This is a genomic window from Trinickia dabaoshanensis (assembly GCF_002879885.1).
Classification (GTDB): domain Bacteria; phylum Pseudomonadota; class Gammaproteobacteria; order Burkholderiales; family Burkholderiaceae; genus Trinickia; species Trinickia dabaoshanensis.
The window spans coordinates 1-20511 of record NZ_PNYA01000005.1; the positions used below are offsets into that span (position 1 = coordinate 1).

A 20511-nucleotide genomic window follows, 5' to 3' on the forward strand; every position below is an offset into this window, starting at 1 on the left:
ATGGAACCGCTCGGCTATATCCCGCCCGCGGAAGCTGAGGCAAACTACTACCGGCAACGTTGCAACTCAGTCGTCGTGCCGGCATCAACTTAAACCAACCAGCCTCCACGAATCCCGGGGCGATTCAGTATCCTCGGGCGTTGCGCTTCTTGGTTTGGTTTACCTGCCCTGTTGTTTACTGAATATCGTGCCGTTACCCGTAAAGAACGATGGTTGGCTAGTGTGTCGGCCGGACACCCCATTTCGATAGGAAAACATCATTTGGGAAGAGGAGGGCTGGCCATGATCGCAGGCAATCGCGCGCGGAGAGGCAAGGAGTTCGCCGGGCCGAGCCGGGCTGGCCCTCAGCCGTGCGATTTGGAGGGATTCGCCAGGATGGCCCGCTCGAGCAGCGGCGGATCATCCGCGAAGGCATGGATGCAAGCATCGTCGAGCGCGTCGCGACGAATCTTCTGCATCTGAGTGTCCCGACGTTACTCGTCCATATCAACTTGCTGTGCAGCACGATCTTGCGAAGGATCAAACGCGCTGAACGCCTAACAGCCAGTGAATCGGATCGGATCGCACGCGTGCTGTTCGTGCTTGAACATGCCAGGGAGGTGTTCGCATCAGCGGAACTAGCGGCGGAATGGATGCAGCGTGGTAACGCCGCTTGGTGGCCCCAAACCGCTCGAGGTGCTCGACAGCCAACCCGGCTATGGATCGCGTGCGGACGCGGTTGGTGCGCGTAACGCATGGCGTGGCCGCATGAGTCTGTATAGGCTCGAGAGCAGCTGTAGCAAGAAGATCGTGGAGAAGACGCAAGCGCGGCGGTACGTTCACCCGAAGTCGCCGTACGGCCCAACGATTTCAGCCTAGGGGCTAGGAACAAATTTGTGCAAAAAGGGGGAACAGATTTCTGCAAACCAATGCGAGGTGATGAAGTACAACCGCGTGGACATCATTGACTTGACATAATCTCAATTATCGAACTTTTGGGGTGTTAGAGCTATATGCAAATGTCGTGTTCTAGCTAGATAGAAATGTCGGGTTTTAACCTGGGTATGCTTGTCGGCTCCCCGCAGGACAACGGAGCCGACCATGCACGCCACTGCACTGGTGACATTGAACATGCGAGAACTCGATCGTCTGAAGATGGTTCAGGCTGTGGTGGAAACGGGACTGAAGCCCGGGCGTGCGGCTGAACGGCTGGGCCTGCGAGAAGCTGTGGGAATGCCATGGCATCCATCTGGCCAAGGAGACGGTCAGGAAGCTGATGATCGACGCCGGCCTATGGATTCCGCGCCGGCAGCGCCCGCCCAAGATCTATCAGCCGCGGGCGCGCCGAGCGTGTCTGGGGCAACTGATCCAGATCGACGGAAGCGAGCATGCGTGGTTCGAGGATCGGGCACCGCAATGCACGCTGCTGGTCTATGTGGACGACGCGACGAGCCGGCTGATGATGCTGCACTTCACGGCCACCGAGTCGACCTTCAGCTATTTCGAGGCGACGCGTGCGTACCTGGAGCGCTACGGCAAGCCCCAGGCGTTCTATAGCGACAAGGCCAGTGTATTTCGCCCGACGACCAAGGGCGAAGCGGGCGTGACGCACTTTGGCCGGGCGATGTACGAGCTCAATATCGACACGTTTTGCGCCAACAGCAGTTCGGCCAAGGGGCGCGTGGAGCGCGCGCACCTGACTTTGCAGGATCGGCTGGTGAAGGAGTTGCGGCTGCGCGGGATCGACACGGTGGAGGCGGCCAACGCCTATGCGCCCTCCTTTATCGCGGCCTATAACGCGCGCTTTGCCAAGCCGCCCAAGAGCGCGTTCGACGCGCACCGGCAGCTGCGCGCCGACGAGGATCTGGATAGCGTGTTCACGTGGCGCGAGTTGCGCAAGGTCACCAAGTCGCTCACGGTGCAGTACGACCGCGTGATCTATCTGCTGGAGGACAGCCTCGCGAATCGCAAACTGGTCGGCCGCTATCTCGAGGTATGGGAGTATCCGGACGGTCGCATCGAACTGCGGGCCGACGGTGTGTCCCTGCCCTATGTGCCCTATGACCGGCTGGCGCATGTCGATCAAGGCGCGATCGTCGAGCACAAGCGTCTGGCGCATGTGCTGCAGGTGGCGCAGGCACTGCAAGCGCAGCGCGACGATCGACGGGCCTGCGGCTCGCCCTCGCGCACGAATCACGGCCAGCCTGTGCGAAACAAAGAACGCGTGCCGGGCACCAAGAAGCAGCGCGAGTTCACGCAGGCCGATTTGAACGACGTCATCGCGCAGTTGTCGTCCCCGCCTCCACCTTCAAAACCGGCTCGTCGGTCTGCCCAAGTGGTCACCTGATGCATCGGCGCCCTGCCCGTTCAACCCTCGTTCTTCTACGCTGCACGAACGGTAAACCGACGACAGATACGACATTTCTAAATAGCTGGCGCTACGACATTTGAATCCGGCTTTGACAAAATTTGTTAGAGCAAAGTTCTAATGTCGTATCTGGGCAAAGTTCAGATGTCGTAGTGCCGTGCTGTTTGAGCGCATTCTGGCGGGGTTTCACCCTGGCTCCCCGCGCCGGCAATCGGCTATTCCAAGTTGATCGCAACGCTTTTGAAGAATCGATTGAGCGCATCGCCGACGTGTTCCGGCGCAGCCGCGCGTATGCGCGGTTGACTTTGCGCGAGCATCTCCAAGTAAAAGCGCGGATTGGCTTCGCATAGCTGGATGCACCTCACCGCGCGATCGATGAGTTGATTGTCGGTTTCCTCACCGCGCCTGGAAAACAGCAGATGCCCTTCTCGAACAACATTGACCATCGCGGATGCATTGAGGCGATAGCCTAGCCGATCGAACGAGATGGCATACCGGCAGCCGGCATAATGATCGAGCCCGTCGATAGGGCCAGCATAGAGGACCCTCGGATTCGTGGCCGGGAGCGCTTTCATGCTGCCCACTAGCTGATCATCGGATTCCCTGCCGGCGATGACGATCTTCAACGATGCGTCGAGCCCAGCTTCATTCATCTTCGTTGCCAATCGCTCGACCGCTGCTTGGCTCAGCCCGTGTCTCGGCATGATCATGCCAAATATGACGATTCCCTTGATACCTACGCTAGCGACGACAGGTGCATTGCTCAGCCTGAGCAATTGCTGCGAGCGAGCCCAAAAGAGATTGCTCGCCGCACTGTATCGGTCGACCGGTTCGAGGTACTGCCCGACGAGCTTGAGCAGCAGATCGATCTTCGTTGTGTGGATCGAACTCATCAAGCCGGGGACCCGCGAGACATATCGGCGAACACGGGGGAATTGCAGGTCCATCGCATGCCCGACATCTGGATTCAATGAAACAACGCCGGACGGCACGAGTAGGTGGCTCGTCAGATCACTGGCCTCATGGATCGTGTAAACAATCGCAAGCTTTTTGCCGGCCATCCGGCACATCTCGGTCAACCTCCTAACCAGCGCGCCGTTTATGCCTCTACCGGTCCACCCGTTCGGCGTTCCATTGGTAAAGCGGATGTGCCAGTTGAGAATGATGATGGGTGCCTGCAGAAAAGCAGCAGAATCGAGTATCCCGGCGAATTGGGGTACAAAAATCCGATTGAATTGATTCGCGAGCAGCGAATCCTTGATGTTGCCAGTGGGGCCATCGTATCGAACCCGGCTGACCGCTAGACATCCGTTGCCGGCGGTAGCGCTAGCGCTAGCGCCCTCGAAGTGGCGCTGCATCCAATCCGAGTACGCGCCATCCCCTGCGAGCGGGTCGAACTTGAGGGTCGGCCGGGATTCGTGGATTTTTCGCTAAAATGGCGTTAAGTGATTGATAGGAAAGAGAGAATCGTCGCTCTCACGGCGCTGGAATCCCCCTCTCGGCTGTCGACGCTATCCGTCGAGTGACTGCGCGCCGCGAAGTGCCGAGGCTATTCGACTCTTCCATGTCCCCGGCTCAACCTCGTATCGTGAGAGCAGACTGAGAAGCCTCTCGCGGGGTGCAGTGGTTGTGTATCGGCCGCCTTGGATCCAAGACTCAGTATCGAGCCATCCCATCGACTTGCCGACCCCTACCGATTCAGGATAGGTCAGCGCATAGATGGTCGCTGTCTCCGGTTGTCCGATACCCCAGACGAACGCCAACTGGAGATCCGGAGATTTCGCGTATTTTCGATCGATTGAAAACGAGCGCTGCGTGGCTGTTTTGATCTGAATCGGCAGAGCCGCGAACCGTCCGATCTGCTCATCGATGTCGAGGTATGCGATCAGATCGACGCCTCGACCGCGAGCCGGTGTTGCCACCTCAACGCCGCCTCGCAGGAGATCGTTAATCAGCCTGTCGTTTCGCGCGCGTGATCAATTGCTGGTCCCGCCGGAACAGTGGACGCGCGAGCGCGACTGGTATCTGTCCTCGCTCGGCCTACCGCGCACGGCTGAGCCATTTCTCCAACGCCTCACAGAGCACCTGACGGCAGGTCTGGCCGCACTCGAGGAAGCCCGTGAGACTGAACGCGTGACCATTGGCGCCGACGGCATGCTACACCTGTCGGCACTTGAGGCGCTGCCAACTAGCGCGCGTAAAAGAGCGCTGGCGCCTTGTGGGTCGTACCGGGCAGTGCACGATCCCCTTCGTGCGAGGGAGAACGAGCGTCATGCCGCGACCAGGCTCGATGGTGACATGCTCGACGCACAGGCGGCTCAACTCGTCGGGGCGAAAGCCGCGCCAAAACCGAGCAGCACCAGCGTCGGGTTACGCAAGTGGCTGAATTGCATCCGCGCGTCGCCAGTTTGCTGTACGCGCGCAATCTGTCTGTCGAGCCAAGCAGTGAGCCGTTCGATTTGCGCAAGCTGCAATGGCTTGGCGCGCTTCCCCGTGGCGGGATGGAGCGTCGCGATGCTCTTGAGCACCTTGCGAACATGGGGCGGCATGTCGTCCGGAATGGCTGTGACCGCGCAGCGCGAACGTGCAACACGTGAACCGCAGACAAACGGCTCGGTTATACTGCGCCGATGAAAATTCTGCGGACCCTGCTCGTGCTGCTGCTGTGCGCGGTGCTGCCCCTCACCGGGCTGGCAGCCAGCGGCTCGGCCGGGCAATGTCCGATGCAGATGGCCATGACCGATGGCATGGGCAGCATGATGCAAGGTGGCATGCCCGGCTGCGATACCACAAAGCGTGTTTCCGATGGCAAGATGAAGAGTTCTCCTTGCAAGGTCTCGGCGCAATGCCAGGTGGGGAGCCTTTATCACCCGGTTTCTTCCCCGGTTGTGCTTCGGCCCGCCGGCACGCATTCCCCTGTTGTCTTCCACTACGTGGAGTCGCTTTCCGTTCGCGAGCCGGACGGTCCGTGGCGACCTCCGCGCGCACTCTAACCCCGTCCAGTAGCGGCCGCATGCGCGGTCATGTTGTCCCGCACTTTAGTCGTGCGGGACGTGATTCCCATTGGGATTCGACCATTCGGGGTTGATCAATGTTTTTAAGAACGAACGCGCCGGGTTCCCGGCATGTACGGGCACGCGCGCGTGCTCTTTTCCTCGTGCTCGCACTGGGCAGTGTCACCGCCTACGCTCAGGATGCCGCCATGACGCTCGATGCGGCGCTCCAGTCCGCGACCGACCGCTCGAGCGCCATGCAGGCGGCCCAGGCCGGGGTACGGGCGGGCTCGGAGGCCGCCGTGAAGGCGGGCCAGTTGCCCAATCCGATGCTAACCGCAGGTGTCGATAACCTGCCCATCGATGGCCCGCAGCGTTTCACGATCGGCCAGGACTTCATGACGCAGCGGCGCATCGGCATCGAGCAGGAATGGGTCTCGCCGAAGAAACGCCGGCTACGGTCCTCGCTTGCCGACCGTAAAGTGGACCGGGAGCGCTCCGACTACCTGGCGCAATTGGCCAGCGTCCGCGAGCGAGCCGCCGCGGCCTGGCTGAGCGCGGTCTATGCCAAGAAGGCGCTTACGCTGCAGGAAGACCTTGCGGACCACATGGCACACGAGCTGGCCGCCACGGAGGCGTCCTACCGCGGGGCCAAAGCGACGGCGGCCGATGTCGCGCAAGCCCAGGTCATGCTTGCGCAAACCCAGGACGATTTGCTCAAGGCGCAGCAGACGTACCGTTCGGCTCTCATTACGCTCTCGCGCTGGACCGCGGTGCCCGTCGGCGACGTCGTCGGCGAGCCGCCCGAGGCACGATCCGGCGTCGCCGAGCTGCCGCCGGACCGGCTTCGCAAGGTGCAGCCCGCACTCATCGCGGCCGCGGCCGATGTCGCCGTGGCCGATGCGGCGACGGCGGTGGCGAGCAGCGACAGGAGCCCCAACTGGACCTGGGACGTGTCCTATCAGCAACGGGGAGGCGCGTACTCGAACATGGTCTCGATCGGCGTCACCATTCCGCTGCCGCTCGACCGCAAAGACCGCGAGGATCGGGACGTGGCCGAGCAGGCCGAGCTGGCGACGCAGGCCCGCCTGACGCTGGACGAAACGCAGCGCCAGGTCGAGGCCGACATCCAGAATCTCGCGGTGAGGCTCGAAACCGGGCGCGAACGCCTCGCCCAGTTCAAACAAACCTTGTTGCCAGCCGCCGACCGCCGCGTGCGGCTCGCGGACGCGGCGTATCGGGGCGGCACCGGCTCGCTGGCCGATACCTTCGCCGCAAGGCGCGCTCAGCTCGACGCGCAATTGCAGATCCTTGACCTGCGACGCGATGTGTCGCTCGACTGGGCCCGGCTCGACTATCAGGTGGTCCCGCCGGCGATGGCCGCCGCGGAATGAAGGAGCATCGATGAACAGGAAAGTGTTTACGCGAACGACGTTCGCGCTCGTTGCCGCGGCCGCACTCGTCGCTGCGGGCTATGTGGCGGGAAGCCGCCGTGCGACACCCAATGATCCGGCCGCGGCGGTTGCAGCATCCGGCGACAAGATCGACCCGAAGACGGGCCGCAAGGTCTTGTACTGGCACGATCCGATGGTCCCGAACCAGCACTTCGACAAGCCGGGCAAGTCGCCCTTCATGGACATGCAGCTCGTGCCCGTTTATGCGGACGAAGGCGGATCGAGCGGCATTCGGATCGACGCCGGACTTCAGCAGAACCTCGGCATCCGCTATGCCAGGGTGCGCCGGCGGGACGTGAGCGCAGGGTTCGACGCGGTCGGCACGACGCAGTTCGACGAATCGATGGCCGCAGTGATTCAGGCGCGCACGACCGGCTACATCGATCGTCTCTACACCCGTGCGCCGATGCAGCGGGTCGCCCAGGGCGAGCCCATCGCATCGATCTTCGTGCCGGACTGGCTTGCGCCGCAGGAAGAATACCTCGCCCTGGAAGCAAGTCACGCCGACGAGAACCTGCTCGCCGCATCACGGGCCCGGATGCGGGCCCTGTCGATTCCCGACGGCGTCGTCGCCGCGCTCGACAGGACGGGCAAGGCGCAGACCCATGTGGTGCTGGTCTCGCCGGCCAACGGCGTGCTGACCGAGCTGAATGTCCGGGAAGGTGCGATGGTGGTGCCGGGCCAGACGCTGGCCAAGGTCGAGGGGTTGTCGAGCCTCTGGCTGATCATCGACATCCCCGAAACGCTCGCGTTGCAGGTGCGTCCCGGCATGACGGTCGATGCGACGGTGGCCGACGACCCTGCGCAGCATTTCGGCGGACACATCCGCGAGATCCTGCCGGGCATCAGCACCGGCACGCGCACGCTGCAAGCGCGTCTCGAGATCGACAACCCAGGCACGAGGCTCACGCCTGGCATGCTCATGCGCGCCCATGTGAGCGCGGCGAAGCCTGTCTCGCGTCTCGTCGTACCGTCCGAGGCGATCATCACGACGGGCAAGCGCTCGGTCGTCATCGTCCGAAACGCCGACGGCAGGCTACAGCCCGCGATCGTCACGGTCGGCAACGATACCGGCGACGACACGGAGATCACCGATGGTCTCCACGAGGGGCAACAGGTTGTCGCCTCGGGCCAGTTCCTGATCGATTCCGAAGCGAGCCTCAAATCGGTCTTGCCGAGCCTGGAAGGCAGTGCCGCACCCGACGGCAGCGCGTCGACGCCGGCGTCTGCCTCGACGGCCGGCGCTTCCCGAACCTACGAGACCACCGGGAAGGTCGAGCAAGTCACGGTCGCGGGCATCACGTTCTCGCACCGGGCGGTGCCGGCGCTCGGCTGGGGCGCGATGACGATGACCTTCAACAAGCCGGCGGCCGATGCCTTCCCCGACGTCAAGGTCGGGCAGACGGTGCACTTCGTTTTCAAGCAGACGGGCGACGGTTATCAGTTGACCCAGGTCGAGCCGGTGGGAGGCGCACAATGATCGCGCGCATCATTCGCTGGTCCATTCACAATCGGTTCCTGGTTCTGCTTGCGACGGTGCTCGTCGCGGCATGGGGCGTGTATTCGGTCACCGAGACGCCGCTCGACGCGTTACCCGATCTCTCGGACACACAGGTCATCATCAAGGCTTCCTATCCGGGCAAGGCGCCGCAGGTCGTCGAGGACCAGGTCACCTATCCGTTGACCACGACGCTGCTAGGCGTGCCGGGCGCGAAGACGATCCGGGCGTACTCGTCGTTCGGCGATGCGTTCGTCTACGTGCTGTTCGACGACAAGACCGACCAGTACTGGGCGCGCTCGCGCGTGCTCGAATACCTGAACCAGGTCCAAAGCCGCTTGCCACGTGGGGCGACCGTGTCGCTCGGGCCTGATGCCACGGGTGTCGGCTGGATCTACGAATACGCGCTCGTCGATCGCACCGGGCACCACGACTTAGGCCAGCTTCGCGCGCTCAACGACTGGTTCCTGAAGTTCGAGCTCAAGTCGGTGCCGGATGTGTCGGAGGTCGCGAGCATCGGCGGGATGGTGCGTCAATACCAGGTCGTGCTCGACCCGGACAAGCTGCGCGCCTATGGCATTACGCAGGCCCAGGTCGCCGACGCGATCCGTCAGGCGAACCGGGCGTCCGGCGGCTCGGTCGTCGAGCTTGCCGAGTCGGAATACATGGTGCGATCGACCGCCTATTTGCGCTCACTCGACGACTTCCGCCACATCGTGTTGCGCGCGAACGATGCGGGCACCCCGGTGCTGCTCGGCGACGTGGCCACCGTCCGGATCGGCCCGGAAATGCGGCGAGGCATTGCCGAACTGAACGGCGAAGGCGAAGTGACCGGTGGCGTCATCGTGATGCGATCCGGCAAGAACGCGCTCAAGACAATCGAGGCAGTCAAGGCAAAACTCGCAGACCTCAAACGCTCGCTGCCGGCCGGCGTCGAAATCGTACCGACCTACGACCGCTCCCAGCTCATCAAGCGCGCCGTCGACAACCTGAAGGACAAGCTGGTCGAGGAGTTCATCGTCGTTGCGATCGTCTGCGCGGTCTTCCTGTTTCATCTGCGCAGCGCATTCGTGGCGATCTTGTCGCTGCCGCTGGGCGTTCTGACCGCGTTCATCGTCATGCGCTATCAAGGCGTCAATGCGAACCTGATGTCGCTCGGCGGCATCGCGATCGCGATCGGCGCGATGATCGACGCGGCGATCGTGATGATCGAGAACGCACACAAGCACCTGGAAGCGTACGAGCACGACAACCCGGATGTGCCGATGACCGCCGCGCTGCGCTGGGAGCTGATCGCGACCTCCGCGGCGGAAGTCGGTCCGGCGCTGTTCTTCTCGCTGCTCATCATCACGCTGTCCTTCATTCCGGTATTTTCGCTGGAAGGCCAGGAAGGCAAGCTGTTCTCGCCGCTCGCGTTCACCAAGACGTACACGATCGCCGCCGCCGCTGGTCTGTCCGTCACGCTCGTGCCGGTGCTGATGGGTTATCTGATTCGCGGCCGCATTCCGCACGAGAACGCCAACCCGATCAATCGCGTGCTGATCCGGCTGTACCGACCGCTGCTCGAGGCGACGCTCAAGCGTCCCTGGTTCGCAATCGGCCTGGCCGCCGTCGCGCTGGTGTTGACCATGATCCCCGTATCGCGTCTCGGCGGCGAATTCATGCCGCCGCTCGACGAGGGCGACTTGCTGTACATGCCGACCGCACTGCCGGGCATCTCCGCGGAAAAGGCCGCCGAATTGCTGCAGCAGACGGATCGGCTCATCAAGACGGTGCCGGAAGTGGCGACGGTGTTCGGCAAGTCGGGACGCGCCGATACGGCCACCGACCCCGCGCCGCTCGAGATGTTCGAGACGACGATTCAGTTCAAGCCGCGCAGCCAGTGGCGTCCAGGGATGACAATGCGCAAGCTGATCAACGAACTCGATGCACGCGTCAAGGTGCCGGGCCTGTCGAACGTCTGGGTGCCACCGATTCGCAATCGGCTCGACATGCTCTCGACCGGGATCAAGACGCCGGTGGGCATCAAGATCTCCGGTCCCGATCTTCAGCAGATCGACCGCGTTGCCACGCAGGTGGAAGCCGCGGTCCGGCACGTTCCGGGCGTCACCTCGGCGCTCGCCGAGCGCCTGAATGGCGGGCACTACATCGACGTCGACATCGACCGGCTCGCTGCGGCCCGCTACGGCCTGTCGGTTGCCGACATCCAGGACGTGGTTTCGTCCGCGATCGGCGGCGAAAACATCGGCGAGGTCATCGCGGGACGCGAGCGATTCCCGATCAATATCCGTTACCCGCGCGCGTTTCGCGACTCGCTCGACACGCTGAGGCAACTGCCGATCGTGACGGATCGCGGGGCGCAGATCATGCTCGGCGACGTGGCGAAACTGACGATCGACGACGGCCCGCCGATGATCCGCAGCGAGAATGCGCGCCTCACGGGCTATGTCTACGTCGACATCCGCAACACGGACCTCGAGACTGCCGTCAAAGCCATGCAGCGTGCCGTCGCGCAGCAGGTGACGCTGCCGCCTGGCTACTCGATCGCTTGGTCCGGCCAGTTCGAGTATCTGGAGCGCGCGGCGGCCAAGCTGCGCACCGTGATCCCGGTTACGCTCGTCGTGATTTTCGTGCTGCTGTTCCTGACGTTCAACTCAGCCGCAGATGCGGCGCTGCTGATGTCGACCGTGCCGTTCGCGCTCGTGGGCGGCTTCTGGTTCATCTGGATATTGGGCCACGCGGTGTCCGTCGCGACGTCGGTCGGGTTCATCGCGCTCGCGGGCGTGGCGGCCGAGTTCGGCGTGGTGATGCTCCTGTACCTGAAGGGGGCGCTGAACCGCCGCCTCGACGAAGGCGAGCCGTTCACCGAAGCGACGCTGGTTGCCGCGATTCGCGAAGGGGCCGTGCTGCGGGTGCGGCCCAAGGCGATGACGGTCGCGGTCGTGCTGGCCGGGCTCGTGCCGATCATGATCGGCCACGGCGCGGGCTCCGAGGTCATGCAGCGGATTGCCGCCCCGATGGTGGGTGGCATGGTAACCGCACCGATCCTGTCGATGTTCGTGATCCCCGCCGCGTGGCTGCTGCTGCAACGCCGCCGCGCCGCGCGTGCCCGGCGCGATGCCGAAGGTTTCGCTGTAGCTGTTGGCACGACCGTGCCGCAAACCCACCCTGGAGAAACTCGATGAAGCAGTTGATGACCCTGTCCGTTGCGTGCTGTATGGCCGTTTCCTTGACCGGCGTGGCATTGGCCGGCGAAAGTGGCGCCATGAAGATGCAGACGGGCACGATGGGAGCGCAGGCCAGCACCTCGGCGCTCACGGATGCCGTGGTCAAGAAGGTGGACACCGCCTCGGGGATGATCACGATCAATCACGGCGAGCTCGCCAACATCGGCATGGCGCCGATGACGATGGCCTACAAGGCCAAGGACGCAGGCATGCTCGAGGCGGCCAGGGCAGGTGAGAAGGTCAAGGTACGCGTCGAGAACGTGAACGGCGCGTTGACCATCGTGGCGCTCGAGAAGCGGTAACGGGCTTCGTCGCCGTGTCGCCAGGCACGCCGCTGGTGAAACGCATCTCGCGGCGTACCAGGCGAAAGGACCGCCGGACGAGGCTCGTCCGGCTACGGTTGCACTTCGGCCTGCGTATAGATGCTGTAAAAGCGCGCCGGGCTGCCGCCGGCATCCACGCTCGCACGCCTTGCCGCAGATGGGCGGCGGCGGGCACATGTATGGATTCGGACTGACGATCGGCAGGTGCGAGCTGCCGGCCCCCCGTCTGAAAAGTCAGGGATGGGCGATCCTGCGTAACAGCCGGCGTTCCATTGTGTTGCGAATCGTCGCCACGGACACGTCGACAACCACTCATCACCCCGCATCGGGCACCGCCTATTTGCTCCATGTAGGGGGCGTACGCCGACAGCTGGCGATCACGGCGGATACAGTACTCGTCGGGGCATTTCCCCCGATCGTCAGCAACCCGTCCCCTGTCGACAGCGCGAACCCATCCGGGCGCGGAATGTACCGCCGCGAGTGGGGGACCCGGTTTGCGGGCCATTCACATTCGATAATGGGCGATTATCCAATCCTAAAAAGCCGCGCTTTGACACCAGCTTGACGGGATCTGTCGATACGTATATACATAGTACGTATTACGGTACGAAATTGTAGGAGCTACCATGGTCCGCGCTGGCCTCACCCGCTCAGCCGTCCAACGCGCCCGCGACGCACTCGTCGCCCAAGGGCAGTACCCGTCGATCGATGCGATACGTATCGCGCTCGGCAACACGGGTTCGAAAACAACGATCCACCGCTATCTGAAGGAACTGGAGGAAGAGGAAGGCACGTCGCTCACGCGCGCAGCATCGCTCTCCGACGCCATCCAGGACCTGGTCGCACGGCTTGCGGCCCGCCTGCACGAGGAAGCGCAGGCGCTCGTCGACCACCAAGCCGCCGCCTTAGCGACGCAGCGCCAGCATGCACAGACCGAGATAGCAAAGCTCACAGCTGAGCTCGCCACGCTGCAGGCGCAACTCATGGCGGCGGCCACCGCCCTTTCCTGCGAGCAGGACGCGCACGCCGAGACACGCCTGGCGCTGCATCAGCGCGACCTGGACGTCGAGCGTCTCACGCAGCAGGTGCGCGACCAGATGGCTCGACACGCCGAGCAGGAGACCTTCCGCCAGTCGCTCGAGGAAAAGCTTGTGCACGCGCGCAACGCCCTCGATCACTTCCGTACGGCTGCCCGCGAGCAACGTGAACAGGAGGCCCGACGACACGAGCAGCAGGTCCAGCAGCTGCAGGCCGAGCTTCGGCAGGCGAACCAGATGGCGATCGTCAAGCAGAACGAGATCACGCAGCTGAACAAGGACAACGCGCGGCTCATCGCCGAAGCGGGCGCCACAGTCAGGCAACTGCGCGAGCAGCAGGCGCTCGGTGAGCGGCAACAGACGGCGCTCGCCCAGGCTCAGGTCGACGTCGCACGCGGCGAGGCCGAGCGCGAGGCGCTACGTACGACGCTCGACAGCCAGGCCGAGGAGTTCGCACGCACGCGCGAGGCGCACGCGTCGTTGACAGCCGAGCGTACGCACTTTGCGGCGCAACTCGACGCCCAACAGCTACTGCTCAGCGAGTACCGGACGCGCCTGGGGATTGAGGGCGCACCGGCGACAAACCGCCAGATTTCGCACGAAAAGGACACGCCGTCTTGAAATCGCGCGATCCGTAAGTGATTGATCTGGCGCGTGATTTCAAACGAAACCGCCAGATTTTGCACAAAAAGTACGATTACCCCGTCAACTGCTCATAGGTAAAGGTGAAATGCGTGAGTATCGTTTTATTTTTTGAAAAATTGCTGCTGGGGCGACGCTCAAAATTGGATCATCTGCTGCTTTCCTGCAGCGACGCGATCATCGGGCACGACACGTGCCCGTCCCGGGCATGACAGGCGCAGACCAATTGCGCCAGAACCGACTCCATCCGCGCGAGATCGGCGAGTTTCGCCCGGATGTCGTCGAGCTTGTGCTCGGCGAGGCGGCTTGCTTCCATGCAATGGGTGCCGTCCTCGAGCCGGAGCAATTCGCCCACTTCGTCGAGGCTGAAGCCGAGCCGCTGCGCGGATTTCACGAACCGGACCCGCGCGACGTCAGCCGCGCCGTAGCGCCGGATTCCGCCATATGGTTTGTGTGGCTCCGACAGCAACCCCTTGCGCTGGTAGAAGCGGATCGTCTCCACGCCGACATCGGCCGCCGTCGCGAGCGCGCCGATCGTCAAATTGACGGTTGTGTTTTCCATACCACTTTACTCCGTACATAAGTACGGAAGTAACGTTACACCATCAGAAGTCAAACCGGAAAGGAGCAATCGCATGCCTGAGTCCCCGAATGGCCGCGGCCCGCTGGCAGCCGGCGGGGTGGCGGCCATCCTCGCGTCGACCTGCTGCCTGGGTCCGCTGGTGCTGGTGGCACTGGGTTTTTCGGGGGCGTGGATCGGCAACCTGACGGCGCTGGAGCCGTATCGTCCGCTGTTCATCGGGGCGGCGCTGCTCGCACTGTTTTTCGCCGGGCGCCGGATCTTTCGCGCACCGCGAGTCTGCCAGCGGGGCGAGGCATGCGCCGTATTGCGCGTGAGGCTGACGTACAAGGTGCTCTTCTGGATCGTGTTCGCACTAGTGGTCGTTGCCGTGGCCTTCCCGTACGTGCTGCCACTGTTCTATTGAAAGATTGACCGGAGCCTGTGATGCAAAAAATCGTGCTCGTCGCCGTGGTGGGCATGTTCGTCAATACGATGACCTGGGCCGCGACGAAAACGGTCACGCTGTCCGTGCCGGGCATGACGTGCGCGGCGTGCCCGATAACCGTCAAGACCGCGCTAACCCGGGTTGCCGGCGTCGGCAAGGTAGACGTGGTGTTCGAGAAGCGCGAGGCGCGAGTTACGTTTGACGACGCGCGCACCAGTGTTTCGGCGCTGACGAAGGCAACGGCGGATGCGGGCTATCCATCAAGCGTCAGGCAATGAGAGAACCGTGATGACCACCATATTCGAATCGGTGCTGACCTGCCCGCATTGCGGATTCACTCAGCGCGAGGTGATGCCGACGGACACCTGTCAGTTCTTTTACGCATGCCCGGGTTGTCATGCACTGTTGCGTCCGAAGCAGGGGGACTGTTGTGTGTTTTGTTCATTTGGATCGGTGCCTTGCCCGTCGATTCAACAGCAGCGGTGCTGTCCGCCGTAATGCGTTGACTTGCCGGCCGGAGGACCACTGCACGTTCCGATACGCGGGTTGTGCCACCAGGCATTTGCGATTTGCTGCCGGATCACCGTTCGTCCTGCGGTGATGAGCACGGACAGCGACGGCCTAGCCAATGATCCACCGACAGTACGCCCGCGCCACGGCACAGCAGCACGAGCAGCATCGCGGCCCACTGGATATGCGTCGGCCATGCCAGCGGATAGACGAAAATCTCGATCATGGACGTCATCCCGAGCAGCACGAATGCCGCCAGCCGCGTGCCCAATCCAAGCACGAGCAAGACGGGCATGCTCAACTCGATCGACACGGCCAGGTAGGCCGCAATCTCGGGGGGCACCACGGGCAACCTGTATTCGTCGCGAAACAGCTCGAGCGCAACGTTCCAGTCCGCCAGCTTGGCCATCGCCGAATTCCAGAAGATCGTCGCGACCGCGAGCCTGAGCGGAATCGCGAGTAGCCAATACGGCACCTGCTCGAGCCACTGCACGACGCGCAACAGGCGGGTGAGCACGGATGACGCGTGGAAGTCCGTTCGAGTCAGGTGACGCATGACGATGATCCTCCGTGATACGGCCGGTCATCTGATGCCGGCACTGCGTCGGCAAAGCATCCGCGCGCGAGCAGCATGGCCACGAGTGCGTAGCCATCCGCGTGCGTCGCGTGAAACAGCGCGTCGCGAACCGGTTCGCCGGCGAACAGCGCGGTCGCGATGCGGTACTCGCCGTTGCCCAGGCGGATCATGTCAACCCCTTCGGTTACGCGCTGCACGAGCAGATGCACCGGTCCGTCGTCCAGCCGGATTACCTGCATCCCTGGCGTGTCCTGCTCGAGCACCGCACGCCAGATTGTGTCGGCCGGAAAGTCACACCGCACCAAACGTGCCGCCGGATGGGGTCGCAGACGCAGTGCGCCGAGCGCGCCGTCATCGAGCGAGGCGAGACCTGTAAGGTCAAGTGCCGGAAAGGCCGGCGCATGCAGCACGACATTCACCTGCCATTCGAGGTGCGCGACGTCGGCCAGGTAAGGGATCGATGCGAGGTCCGAAAGCTGTGCGAGAAACGTGGGAAACGCCGCGCCGTATTCCTCCAGCCAGGCGCTTCGCGGCGATGACACATCGACGAAGCGCCGGGCCGCACCCTCGAAGCATTCCGCGCCGACCAGACGCTGCACCGCCGGAAACGCGAGACGGAGCGCGTTGACGAGGACGCTCGTCGCCGTGTTGCGATAGATCGACAGGCGCGCACCCGGTGCCAACCCGTCGGGTTCGATCCAGGCCGCCGCGTCATCTGCGGCGCCGCCCAGGCCCCGTCGAACGGCTAGTTGCAGCTCAGCGAGCGTTGGCGAGCGCGGGTTCATGTCGAGTCGCCTCCAACATCGATTCGGCGATCGCCGCATCGTGCATCAAGGTTTCCAGCGGCGGGACGTCGGTATCCCATTCGATCAGCGTCGGCACTGCTCCGAAACGGCGCAGCGCGTCGCGGTACAGAGACCAAACTTCGAAAGCGACGCGCGAACCGTGATCGTCGATGCGCAGCGTTCGGCCGTTCTCCAACTGTCGGACACTGTGGCCGGCCAGATGAATCTCGCCGATCGCGCCCGGCGGTAGCGCGGCAAGATAGGTCTGCGGATCCCAGCCGTGATTGCATGCGCTGACGTAGACGTTGTTGACATCACAAAGTAGACCGCAGCCCGTGCGTCGCGCGATTTCGGCCAGAAACTCCCATTCGGGAATCGTCGAATGGACGTAGCGCAGGTAGGTGGACGGGTTCTCCACCAGGATCCACCGGCCGAGCGCGGTCTGGACCTGGTCGACGTGCCGGCATACCACGTCCAGCGCCTCTTCGGTCAACGGCAACGGCAGCAGATCAGCCAGATAGGTGCCGCCAATCGCACTCCACGACAAATGCTCGGAAACCAGAGCGGGCTCGAAACGCTGCACCGCGGTCCGCACGCGGGCCAGATGCATGGCGTCCAGCCCGTCCGCGCTGCCGAGGGACAGACCCACGCCATGCAGCGCGAGCGGGTAGTCGCGACGAATGGCGTCCAGACATTGCGACGCCGCTCCGCCTCCCATGTAGTTCTCCGTGTGCACCTCGAACCATGCGACAAGCGGGCGTTGGTCGAGCACCGCCTGATGGTGCCGAAAGCGCAGCCCGACGCCCGCCCGGGCCGGAACCTCGCGCGGCGTCGCGCAGTGCGATGGCGCGGACACGTTCATGGCGAGAGAGCCTTCAACTGGCCTTGAGCTTGCCGCCCGCGATCTTGCCGCAGTCGCCGGCCGGCAGCAGCACGAAGGACTTCGTGTCACGGGCCTGCGTCGCTTGGCCGGCGCACGAATGTGCTCCCTCGGCGCAGTCGTTCTTGGCCACGGCGTTCACGCCGTAGCATTTTTCGAGATGATTTTGTGCCATCCTCGCCATGTTGTCCTTGACGACCTGCGGCATATTGCTCATTTCCTTCATGCCCTGTGCTTGTCCCGGGACGGCTTGCATGGCAAGCGCGAGCCCGACGGCGGCGGACAGGGAGGAAATGGCCGAAACGGATTTGTTCATGGTGTCTTCTCCTGCGGTGGGGATCGCCGGTGCGCGACCTTGTCAGAAAATTCGCTCCGTTTCGACTAAAGGTTACGCAATGCGCTGGAATTTTTTCTGCACACGACCTCGCGGCGGGATCGATCGGATATGACTGACGAGAAAGGCCATCAGCGACACCGCATCCGTCTGGTCCGGCCGGTTTCCGGACCGGAGCGCGGCGTCGGCAAGCATGCGGCGATTCGGGAGGACGGTTCGCCCGACTGGTCAATGCTGATGGCGTGCGCGCAGATCGGGGATCAAGACGCCTACCGACGCTTGCTCGAGAGCATTGCACCGTACCTGAGACGACTCGCTACGCGCCACGGCGTGCACCCCGACGCCGTTGAAGACGTGGTTCAGGACACGCTCACGACCGTGCATCAGGTCCGTCATACGTACGCACCCGAGCGCCCGTTCGGGCCCTGGTTGGTGGCGATCGCGAGCCGCCGGATCGTCGACGCGTTGCGCCGGCAGGGACGTGCGGCATCGCACGAATTGTCGCTCGATCCAGATCATGAAACCTTGCCGGGACTCGGAGCGAATCTTATGGAAGCAGCAGCAGATGCGCGGGTGCTGCGCGACGCGATTGCTCAGTTGCCGCCCGGACAGCGCGACGCGATCCAGATGCTGAAACTCGAGGAGATGTCATTGAAGGAAGCCGCCGTGGCGAGCGGCATGACCGTGGGCGCGTTGAAGATCGCCGTTCATCGCGGGCTCAAGGCGTTGCGTACGTTGCTGGAAAAGCGGGAGAACGGCCGATGATGCGCTCGACCTCCGAACTGATCGAATCGCTGGTGGTCGACAGCGCGCCCGTGCGACCGCTGCGCCGGCCGCTTTGGCGGGCGACCGGGTGGCTGATGTTTGCGACGCTGCTGCTCGTGTGCATCGGGATTGCTCACGGCCTGCGGCCGGATTTGTTGCTCAAGCTGCATGAGCGTGTATTCGTGACGGCCCTCGTAGCTGCCTCGATCACGGGTGTCCTGGCCGTCTTCGGTGCGTTCGTCGCCAGCGTGCCCGGCCGCTCGCTACGCTGGTTGCTGCTGCCGCTGCCGGCCTTGCTCGTCTGGATGTCCACGATCGGTTACGGCTGCCTGACGAACTGGGTCGAGATGGGGCCTGAGGGCCTGTCGCCGGGCGAAACCGCCCGCTGCTTCGCGACGCTCGTGCTCACTGGCATTCCACTTTCGTTGACGTTGCTGCTCATGCTGCGCCATGTTGCGCGTCTCGCGCCCGTGCCGGTGGCGATGGAAGGGAGCATCGCCGTGTCGGCGATGACGGCGGTCGCGCTGTCTCTGTTTCATCCACTCGACGCCACAGTGATGATCCTCGCGTGGAATGTCGGTTTGTCCGCCATCCTGTTGATCGGGAGCGCATGGTACGGCCCAAGACTGTTCCATTGGATCGAGCCGCGTTCCTGATCCATCGCGTTCGGCAGCATCTAATATCCTGCGGCCGGACCGGTCAGGAATGGAATATCGGATGCCGCACTCCGCGGCGATTCAGCGTCGCAACCAGCCGGACGCGATCGGACGTGCCAGAAGTTTGCGGTACGCCAGGATGATCACATGTGTCACGGCGTCGCCCGCGCGATGCCAAAGTGGCGCGATCAGCACGCCGGTCGCAGACGCGACAGCGGGTATGAACAAGGTAAAGCGCAATTTGCTTTCATAAGCCTTGGAGTTATGAAATCTCTCGCGCTTATGTTCCAAATGTCATTAACCGGCGACCTACTACTTGAAATTCCGTGTGCTAAAAGCCTGATCGAACTGCCGAGCTCGCTGCACCTCGTCGCTATGCAGATAGGTCGACGTCGTCGAGATCGACGCGTGGCGCAGGTTGTCGCGCACCATGATCAGCTCGGCGCCACGCGCGAGCGCGTGCGACGCGTGCGTGTGCCGCATCCAGTGCGGGCTCGCGCGCCGCAGCTTCTCAGGGGTTGCCGGCCGTTCGTCCTGGATCGCGTCAGCCGACAGCACGAAGAACCGGCGCAGCACGCGCCAGAGTCGAGTGCTTTCGATGCCCGCGCCATCTTCATCGAGACTCGCAACGAGTGGCGTTTCCGGGTTCCAGCGCGCCGGCGTGACGGGCAGTCCGCGCTGCACGAGAAATTGATCCAGCGCGGTTCGAGCGAGCGACGGCAACACCACCTTACCGAGCTTGCCGCCCTTGCCGAGCACGTGCAGCCAGTGATCGCCGTGCTCGTCGCGGCGGATATCGCCGAGCGTCGCACAGACCAGTTCGCTCGCGCGCAGGCCGGTCGCGTAGCCGAAATCCAGCATAAATCGCAGGCGTTGGGCGGCCGGCGCACTCCAGCCGTATGACAATTCGAGGCCATCGGCAAGCGTGCGGATCAGCAGCCACTCACCCTCGGTAAAGCCGCGAGACACGTCCAGTCTCGCACGCTGCACGTGGCTCTTAATCTTGACACCGGCAAACGGATTCGCGAGCACGTAGCGCTGCTCGACGAGCCATCGAAACAGCGCCGACAATACGTTCAGGGCGTACGCAGCCGAGCGAGCAGACAGCGGACCGGTGAACGGTCGCCATTCGAGGTTATGCCGCGGCCGCGATGGGCCAACCCAGCGCTCGCGCGGCGTTGGCCGCCGCAGGAAAGTCCGGCGTGCCAGACGTAATAGCCGGTCATGTTGATGTGGTTCCGCTCCAGCGGCGCAAGGGGCGTCAGAAAGCTGTTGTCGACGTTCTGTTGCTGTCGCAAGGTAGCGACCGCCCGTTCCAGATAAACCGCGTTCCACAGCGTGATCGTGGCCGCCGCCAGGTTGAGCACCGTGGCGCGACAGCGCTGGTTCTCATATGAGCAAATACGAGCGCCAGCCCACCCGGCTTGTCCTCGATGGTAGATGCCCAGACATCTACGCGTTCCACGAGCAGTTCCG

General features: G+C 63.3%; 19 protein-coding genes and 3 pseudogenes. 12 read left to right on the forward strand and 10 right to left on the reverse strand.

Going from position 1 to position 20511, the window contains the following annotated elements:
- The first annotated feature begins 1080 nt into the window (after positions 1-1080).
- A pseudogene (locus C0Z18_RS06595) lies at positions 1081-2326 on the forward strand (ISNCY family transposase).
- Between the two features lie 236 nt (positions 2327-2562).
- On the opposite strand, the gene C0Z18_RS32640 reads toward C0Z18_RS06595, so the two are convergent.
- From C0Z18_RS32640 to C0Z18_RS06610, 3 genes are all read right to left on the reverse strand, one after another.
- Complete coding sequence (locus tag C0Z18_RS32640; RefSeq protein ID WP_146013956.1) at positions 2563-3705, reverse strand: hypothetical protein; 1143 nt, start codon at positions 3703-3705, stop codon at positions 2563-2565.
- Positions 3706-3858: 153 nt separating this feature from the next.
- Entirely contained in the window at positions 3859-4269 is a 411-nt protein-coding gene (locus tag C0Z18_RS06605; RefSeq protein ID WP_102644604.1) for a hypothetical protein, read from the reverse strand.
- A gap of 396 nt (positions 4270-4665) precedes the next feature.
- Complete coding sequence (locus C0Z18_RS06610; RefSeq protein WP_102644605.1) at positions 4666-4896, reverse strand: hypothetical protein; 231 nt, start codon at positions 4894-4896, stop codon at positions 4666-4668.
- 81 nt (positions 4897-4977) lie between these two features.
- On the opposite strand from C0Z18_RS06610, the gene C0Z18_RS06615 reads away from it, so the two are divergent.
- From C0Z18_RS06615 to C0Z18_RS06640, 6 genes are all read left to right on the forward strand, one after another.
- On the forward strand, positions 4978-5340 hold the full coding sequence (locus C0Z18_RS06615; protein ID WP_102644606.1) for a hypothetical protein: 363 nt from the start codon (positions 4978-4980) through the stop codon (positions 5338-5340).
- 98 nt (positions 5341-5438) lie between these two features.
- The gene (locus C0Z18_RS06620) at positions 5439-6734 is read left to right on the forward strand and encodes a TolC family protein (RefSeq protein ID WP_102644607.1); all 1296 of its coding nucleotides are present in this window, start codon (positions 5439-5441) and stop codon (positions 6732-6734) included.
- A gap of 10 nt (positions 6735-6744) precedes the next feature.
- Positions 6745-8274 carry an efflux RND transporter periplasmic adaptor subunit gene (locus C0Z18_RS06625; protein ID WP_102644608.1) on the forward strand — a complete coding sequence of 510 codons (1530 nt, stop codon included), beginning with the start codon at positions 6745-6747 and terminating at the stop codon, positions 8272-8274.
- Positions 8271-11477 carry an efflux RND transporter permease subunit gene (locus C0Z18_RS06630; protein WP_102644609.1) on the forward strand — a complete coding sequence of 1069 codons (3207 nt, stop codon included), beginning with the start codon at positions 8271-8273 and terminating at the stop codon, positions 11475-11477. Before C0Z18_RS06625 ends, C0Z18_RS06630 begins: the two co-directional genes overlap by 4 nt.
- The gene (locus tag C0Z18_RS06635) at positions 11474-11821 is read left to right on the forward strand and encodes a copper-binding protein (protein ID WP_102644610.1); all 348 of its coding nucleotides are present in this window, start codon (positions 11474-11476) and stop codon (positions 11819-11821) included. The genes C0Z18_RS06630 and C0Z18_RS06635 overlap by 4 nt, the downstream gene beginning before the upstream one ends.
- 647 nt (positions 11822-12468) lie before the next feature.
- Entirely contained in the window at positions 12469-13500 is a 1032-nt protein-coding gene (locus C0Z18_RS06640; protein WP_102644611.1) for a DNA-binding protein, read from the forward strand.
- A gap of 169 nt (positions 13501-13669) precedes the next feature.
- On the opposite strand, the gene merR is transcribed toward C0Z18_RS06640, so the two are convergent.
- Positions 13670-14083: an Hg(II)-responsive transcriptional regulator gene (gene merR / locus C0Z18_RS06645; RefSeq protein ID WP_102644612.1), complete on the reverse strand. Its 414-nt coding sequence runs from the start codon at positions 14081-14083 to the stop codon at positions 13670-13672.
- Between the two features lie 73 nt (positions 14084-14156).
- On the opposite strand from merR, the gene merT reads away from it, so the two are divergent.
- Genes merT through C0Z18_RS33430 form a run of 3 tightly spaced genes read left to right on the forward strand, consistent with a single transcriptional unit; the run spans position 14157 to position 15026 of the window.
- Positions 14157-14507 (forward strand): mercuric ion transporter MerT, encoded by a 351-nt coding sequence (merT, locus tag C0Z18_RS06650; RefSeq protein ID WP_102644613.1) that lies wholly within the window; start codon positions 14157-14159, stop codon positions 14505-14507.
- A 20-nt stretch (positions 14508-14527) separates the two neighbouring features.
- Positions 14528-14806, forward strand: a complete 279-nt coding sequence (gene merP / locus C0Z18_RS06655; RefSeq protein WP_102644614.1) for a mercury resistance system periplasmic binding protein MerP — start codon at positions 14528-14530, stop codon at positions 14804-14806.
- A gap of 10 nt (positions 14807-14816) precedes the next feature.
- Positions 14817-15026 carry a GDCCVxC domain-containing (seleno)protein gene (locus tag C0Z18_RS33430; protein WP_102644615.1) on the forward strand — a complete coding sequence of 70 codons (210 nt, stop codon included), beginning with the start codon at positions 14817-14819 and terminating at the stop codon, positions 15024-15026.
- 82 nt (positions 15027-15108) lie between these two features.
- On the opposite strand, the gene C0Z18_RS06665 is transcribed toward C0Z18_RS33430, so the two are convergent.
- Genes C0Z18_RS06665 through bufA1 form a run of 4 tightly spaced genes read right to left on the reverse strand, consistent with a single transcriptional unit; the run spans position 15109 to position 17596 of the window.
- Positions 15109-15594, reverse strand: a complete 486-nt coding sequence (locus tag C0Z18_RS06665) for a DoxX family protein (RefSeq protein ID WP_102644616.1) — start codon at positions 15592-15594, stop codon at positions 15109-15111.
- Entirely contained in the window at positions 15582-16400 is an 819-nt protein-coding gene (locus C0Z18_RS06670) for an HvfC/BufC N-terminal domain-containing protein (RefSeq protein ID WP_102644617.1), read from the reverse strand. Before C0Z18_RS06670 ends, C0Z18_RS06665 begins: the two co-directional genes overlap by 13 nt.
- Entirely contained in the window at positions 16372-17262 is an 891-nt protein-coding gene (gene bufB, locus C0Z18_RS06675; RefSeq protein WP_102644618.1) for an MNIO family bufferin maturase, read from the reverse strand. The genes C0Z18_RS06670 and bufB overlap by 29 nt, the downstream gene beginning before the upstream one ends.
- 13 nt (positions 17263-17275) lie before the next feature.
- Positions 17276-17596, reverse strand: a complete 321-nt coding sequence (gene bufA1, locus C0Z18_RS06680) for a BufA1 family periplasmic bufferin-type metallophore (RefSeq protein ID WP_102644619.1) — start codon at positions 17594-17596, stop codon at positions 17276-17278.
- A gap of 129 nt (positions 17597-17725) precedes the next feature.
- Here bufA1 and C0Z18_RS06685 point away from each other — a divergent pair, with 129 nt between their 5' ends.
- Both C0Z18_RS06685 and C0Z18_RS06690 read left to right on the forward strand, forming a co-directional pair.
- Positions 17726-18379: a sigma-70 family RNA polymerase sigma factor gene (locus C0Z18_RS06685; protein ID WP_102644620.1), complete on the forward strand. Its 654-nt coding sequence runs from the start codon at positions 17726-17728 to the stop codon at positions 18377-18379.
- Positions 18379-19035, forward strand: coding sequence for an NrsF family protein (locus tag C0Z18_RS06690; protein ID WP_102644805.1), 657 nt, complete (start codon positions 18379-18381; stop codon positions 19033-19035). Before C0Z18_RS06685 ends, C0Z18_RS06690 begins: the two co-directional genes overlap by 1 nt.
- A gap of 312 nt (positions 19036-19347) precedes the next feature.
- Here C0Z18_RS06690 and C0Z18_RS06700 read toward each other — a convergent pair.
- Both C0Z18_RS06700 and C0Z18_RS33435 read right to left on the reverse strand, forming a co-directional pair.
- Positions 19348-20244, reverse strand: a pseudogene (locus tag C0Z18_RS06700) (tyrosine-type recombinase/integrase); the annotation flags it as partial.
- Between the two features lie 62 nt (positions 20245-20306).
- A pseudogene (locus C0Z18_RS33435) lies at positions 20307-20402 on the reverse strand (hypothetical protein); the annotation flags it as partial.
- Positions 20403-20511: the final 109 nt, after the last annotated feature.

Excerpts from the sequence above, each read along its gene's own strand:
- C0Z18_RS32640 (WP_146013956.1), bottom strand. The coding sequence starts at position 3,705 with ATGCAGCGCCACTTCGAGGGCGCTAGCGCTAGCGCTACCGCCGGCAAC.
- C0Z18_RS06610 (WP_102644605.1), bottom strand. The coding sequence starts at position 4,896 with ATGCCGCCCCATGTTCGCAAGGTGCTCAAGAGCATCGCGACGCTCCAT.
- C0Z18_RS06615 (WP_102644606.1), top strand. The coding sequence starts at position 4,978 with ATGAAAATTCTGCGGACCCTGCTCGTGCTGCTGCTGTGCGCGGTGCTG.
- C0Z18_RS06620 (WP_102644607.1), top strand. The coding sequence starts at position 5,439 with ATGTTTTTAAGAACGAACGCGCCGGGTTCCCGGCATGTACGGGCACGC.
- C0Z18_RS06625 (WP_102644608.1), top strand. The coding sequence starts at position 6,745 with ATGAACAGGAAAGTGTTTACGCGAACGACGTTCGCGCTCGTTGCCGCG.
- C0Z18_RS06630 (WP_102644609.1), top strand. The coding sequence starts at position 8,271 with ATGATCGCGCGCATCATTCGCTGGTCCATTCACAATCGGTTCCTGGTT.
- C0Z18_RS06635 (WP_102644610.1), top strand. The coding sequence starts at position 11,474 with ATGAAGCAGTTGATGACCCTGTCCGTTGCGTGCTGTATGGCCGTTTCC.
- C0Z18_RS06640 (WP_102644611.1), top strand. The coding sequence starts at position 12,469 with ATGGTCCGCGCTGGCCTCACCCGCTCAGCCGTCCAACGCGCCCGCGAC.
- merR (WP_102644612.1), bottom strand. The coding sequence starts at position 14,083 with ATGGAAAACACAACCGTCAATTTGACGATCGGCGCGCTCGCGACGGCG.
- merT (WP_102644613.1), top strand. The coding sequence starts at position 14,157 with ATGCCTGAGTCCCCGAATGGCCGCGGCCCGCTGGCAGCCGGCGGGGTG.
- merP (WP_102644614.1), top strand. The coding sequence starts at position 14,528 with ATGCAAAAAATCGTGCTCGTCGCCGTGGTGGGCATGTTCGTCAATACG.
- C0Z18_RS33430 (WP_102644615.1), top strand. The coding sequence starts at position 14,817 with ATGACCACCATATTCGAATCGGTGCTGACCTGCCCGCATTGCGGATTC.
- C0Z18_RS06665 (WP_102644616.1), bottom strand. The coding sequence starts at position 15,594 with ATGCGTCACCTGACTCGAACGGACTTCCACGCGTCATCCGTGCTCACC.
- C0Z18_RS06670 (WP_102644617.1), bottom strand. The coding sequence starts at position 16,400 with ATGAACCCGCGCTCGCCAACGCTCGCTGAGCTGCAACTAGCCGTTCGA.
- bufB (WP_102644618.1), bottom strand. The coding sequence starts at position 17,262 with ATGAACGTGTCCGCGCCATCGCACTGCGCGACGCCGCGCGAGGTTCCG.
- bufA1 (WP_102644619.1), bottom strand. The coding sequence starts at position 17,596 with ATGAACAAATCCGTTTCGGCCATTTCCTCCCTGTCCGCCGCCGTCGGG.
- C0Z18_RS06685 (WP_102644620.1), top strand. The coding sequence starts at position 17,726 with ATGACTGACGAGAAAGGCCATCAGCGACACCGCATCCGTCTGGTCCGG.
- C0Z18_RS06690 (WP_102644805.1), top strand. The coding sequence starts at position 18,379 with ATGCGCTCGACCTCCGAACTGATCGAATCGCTGGTGGTCGACAGCGCG.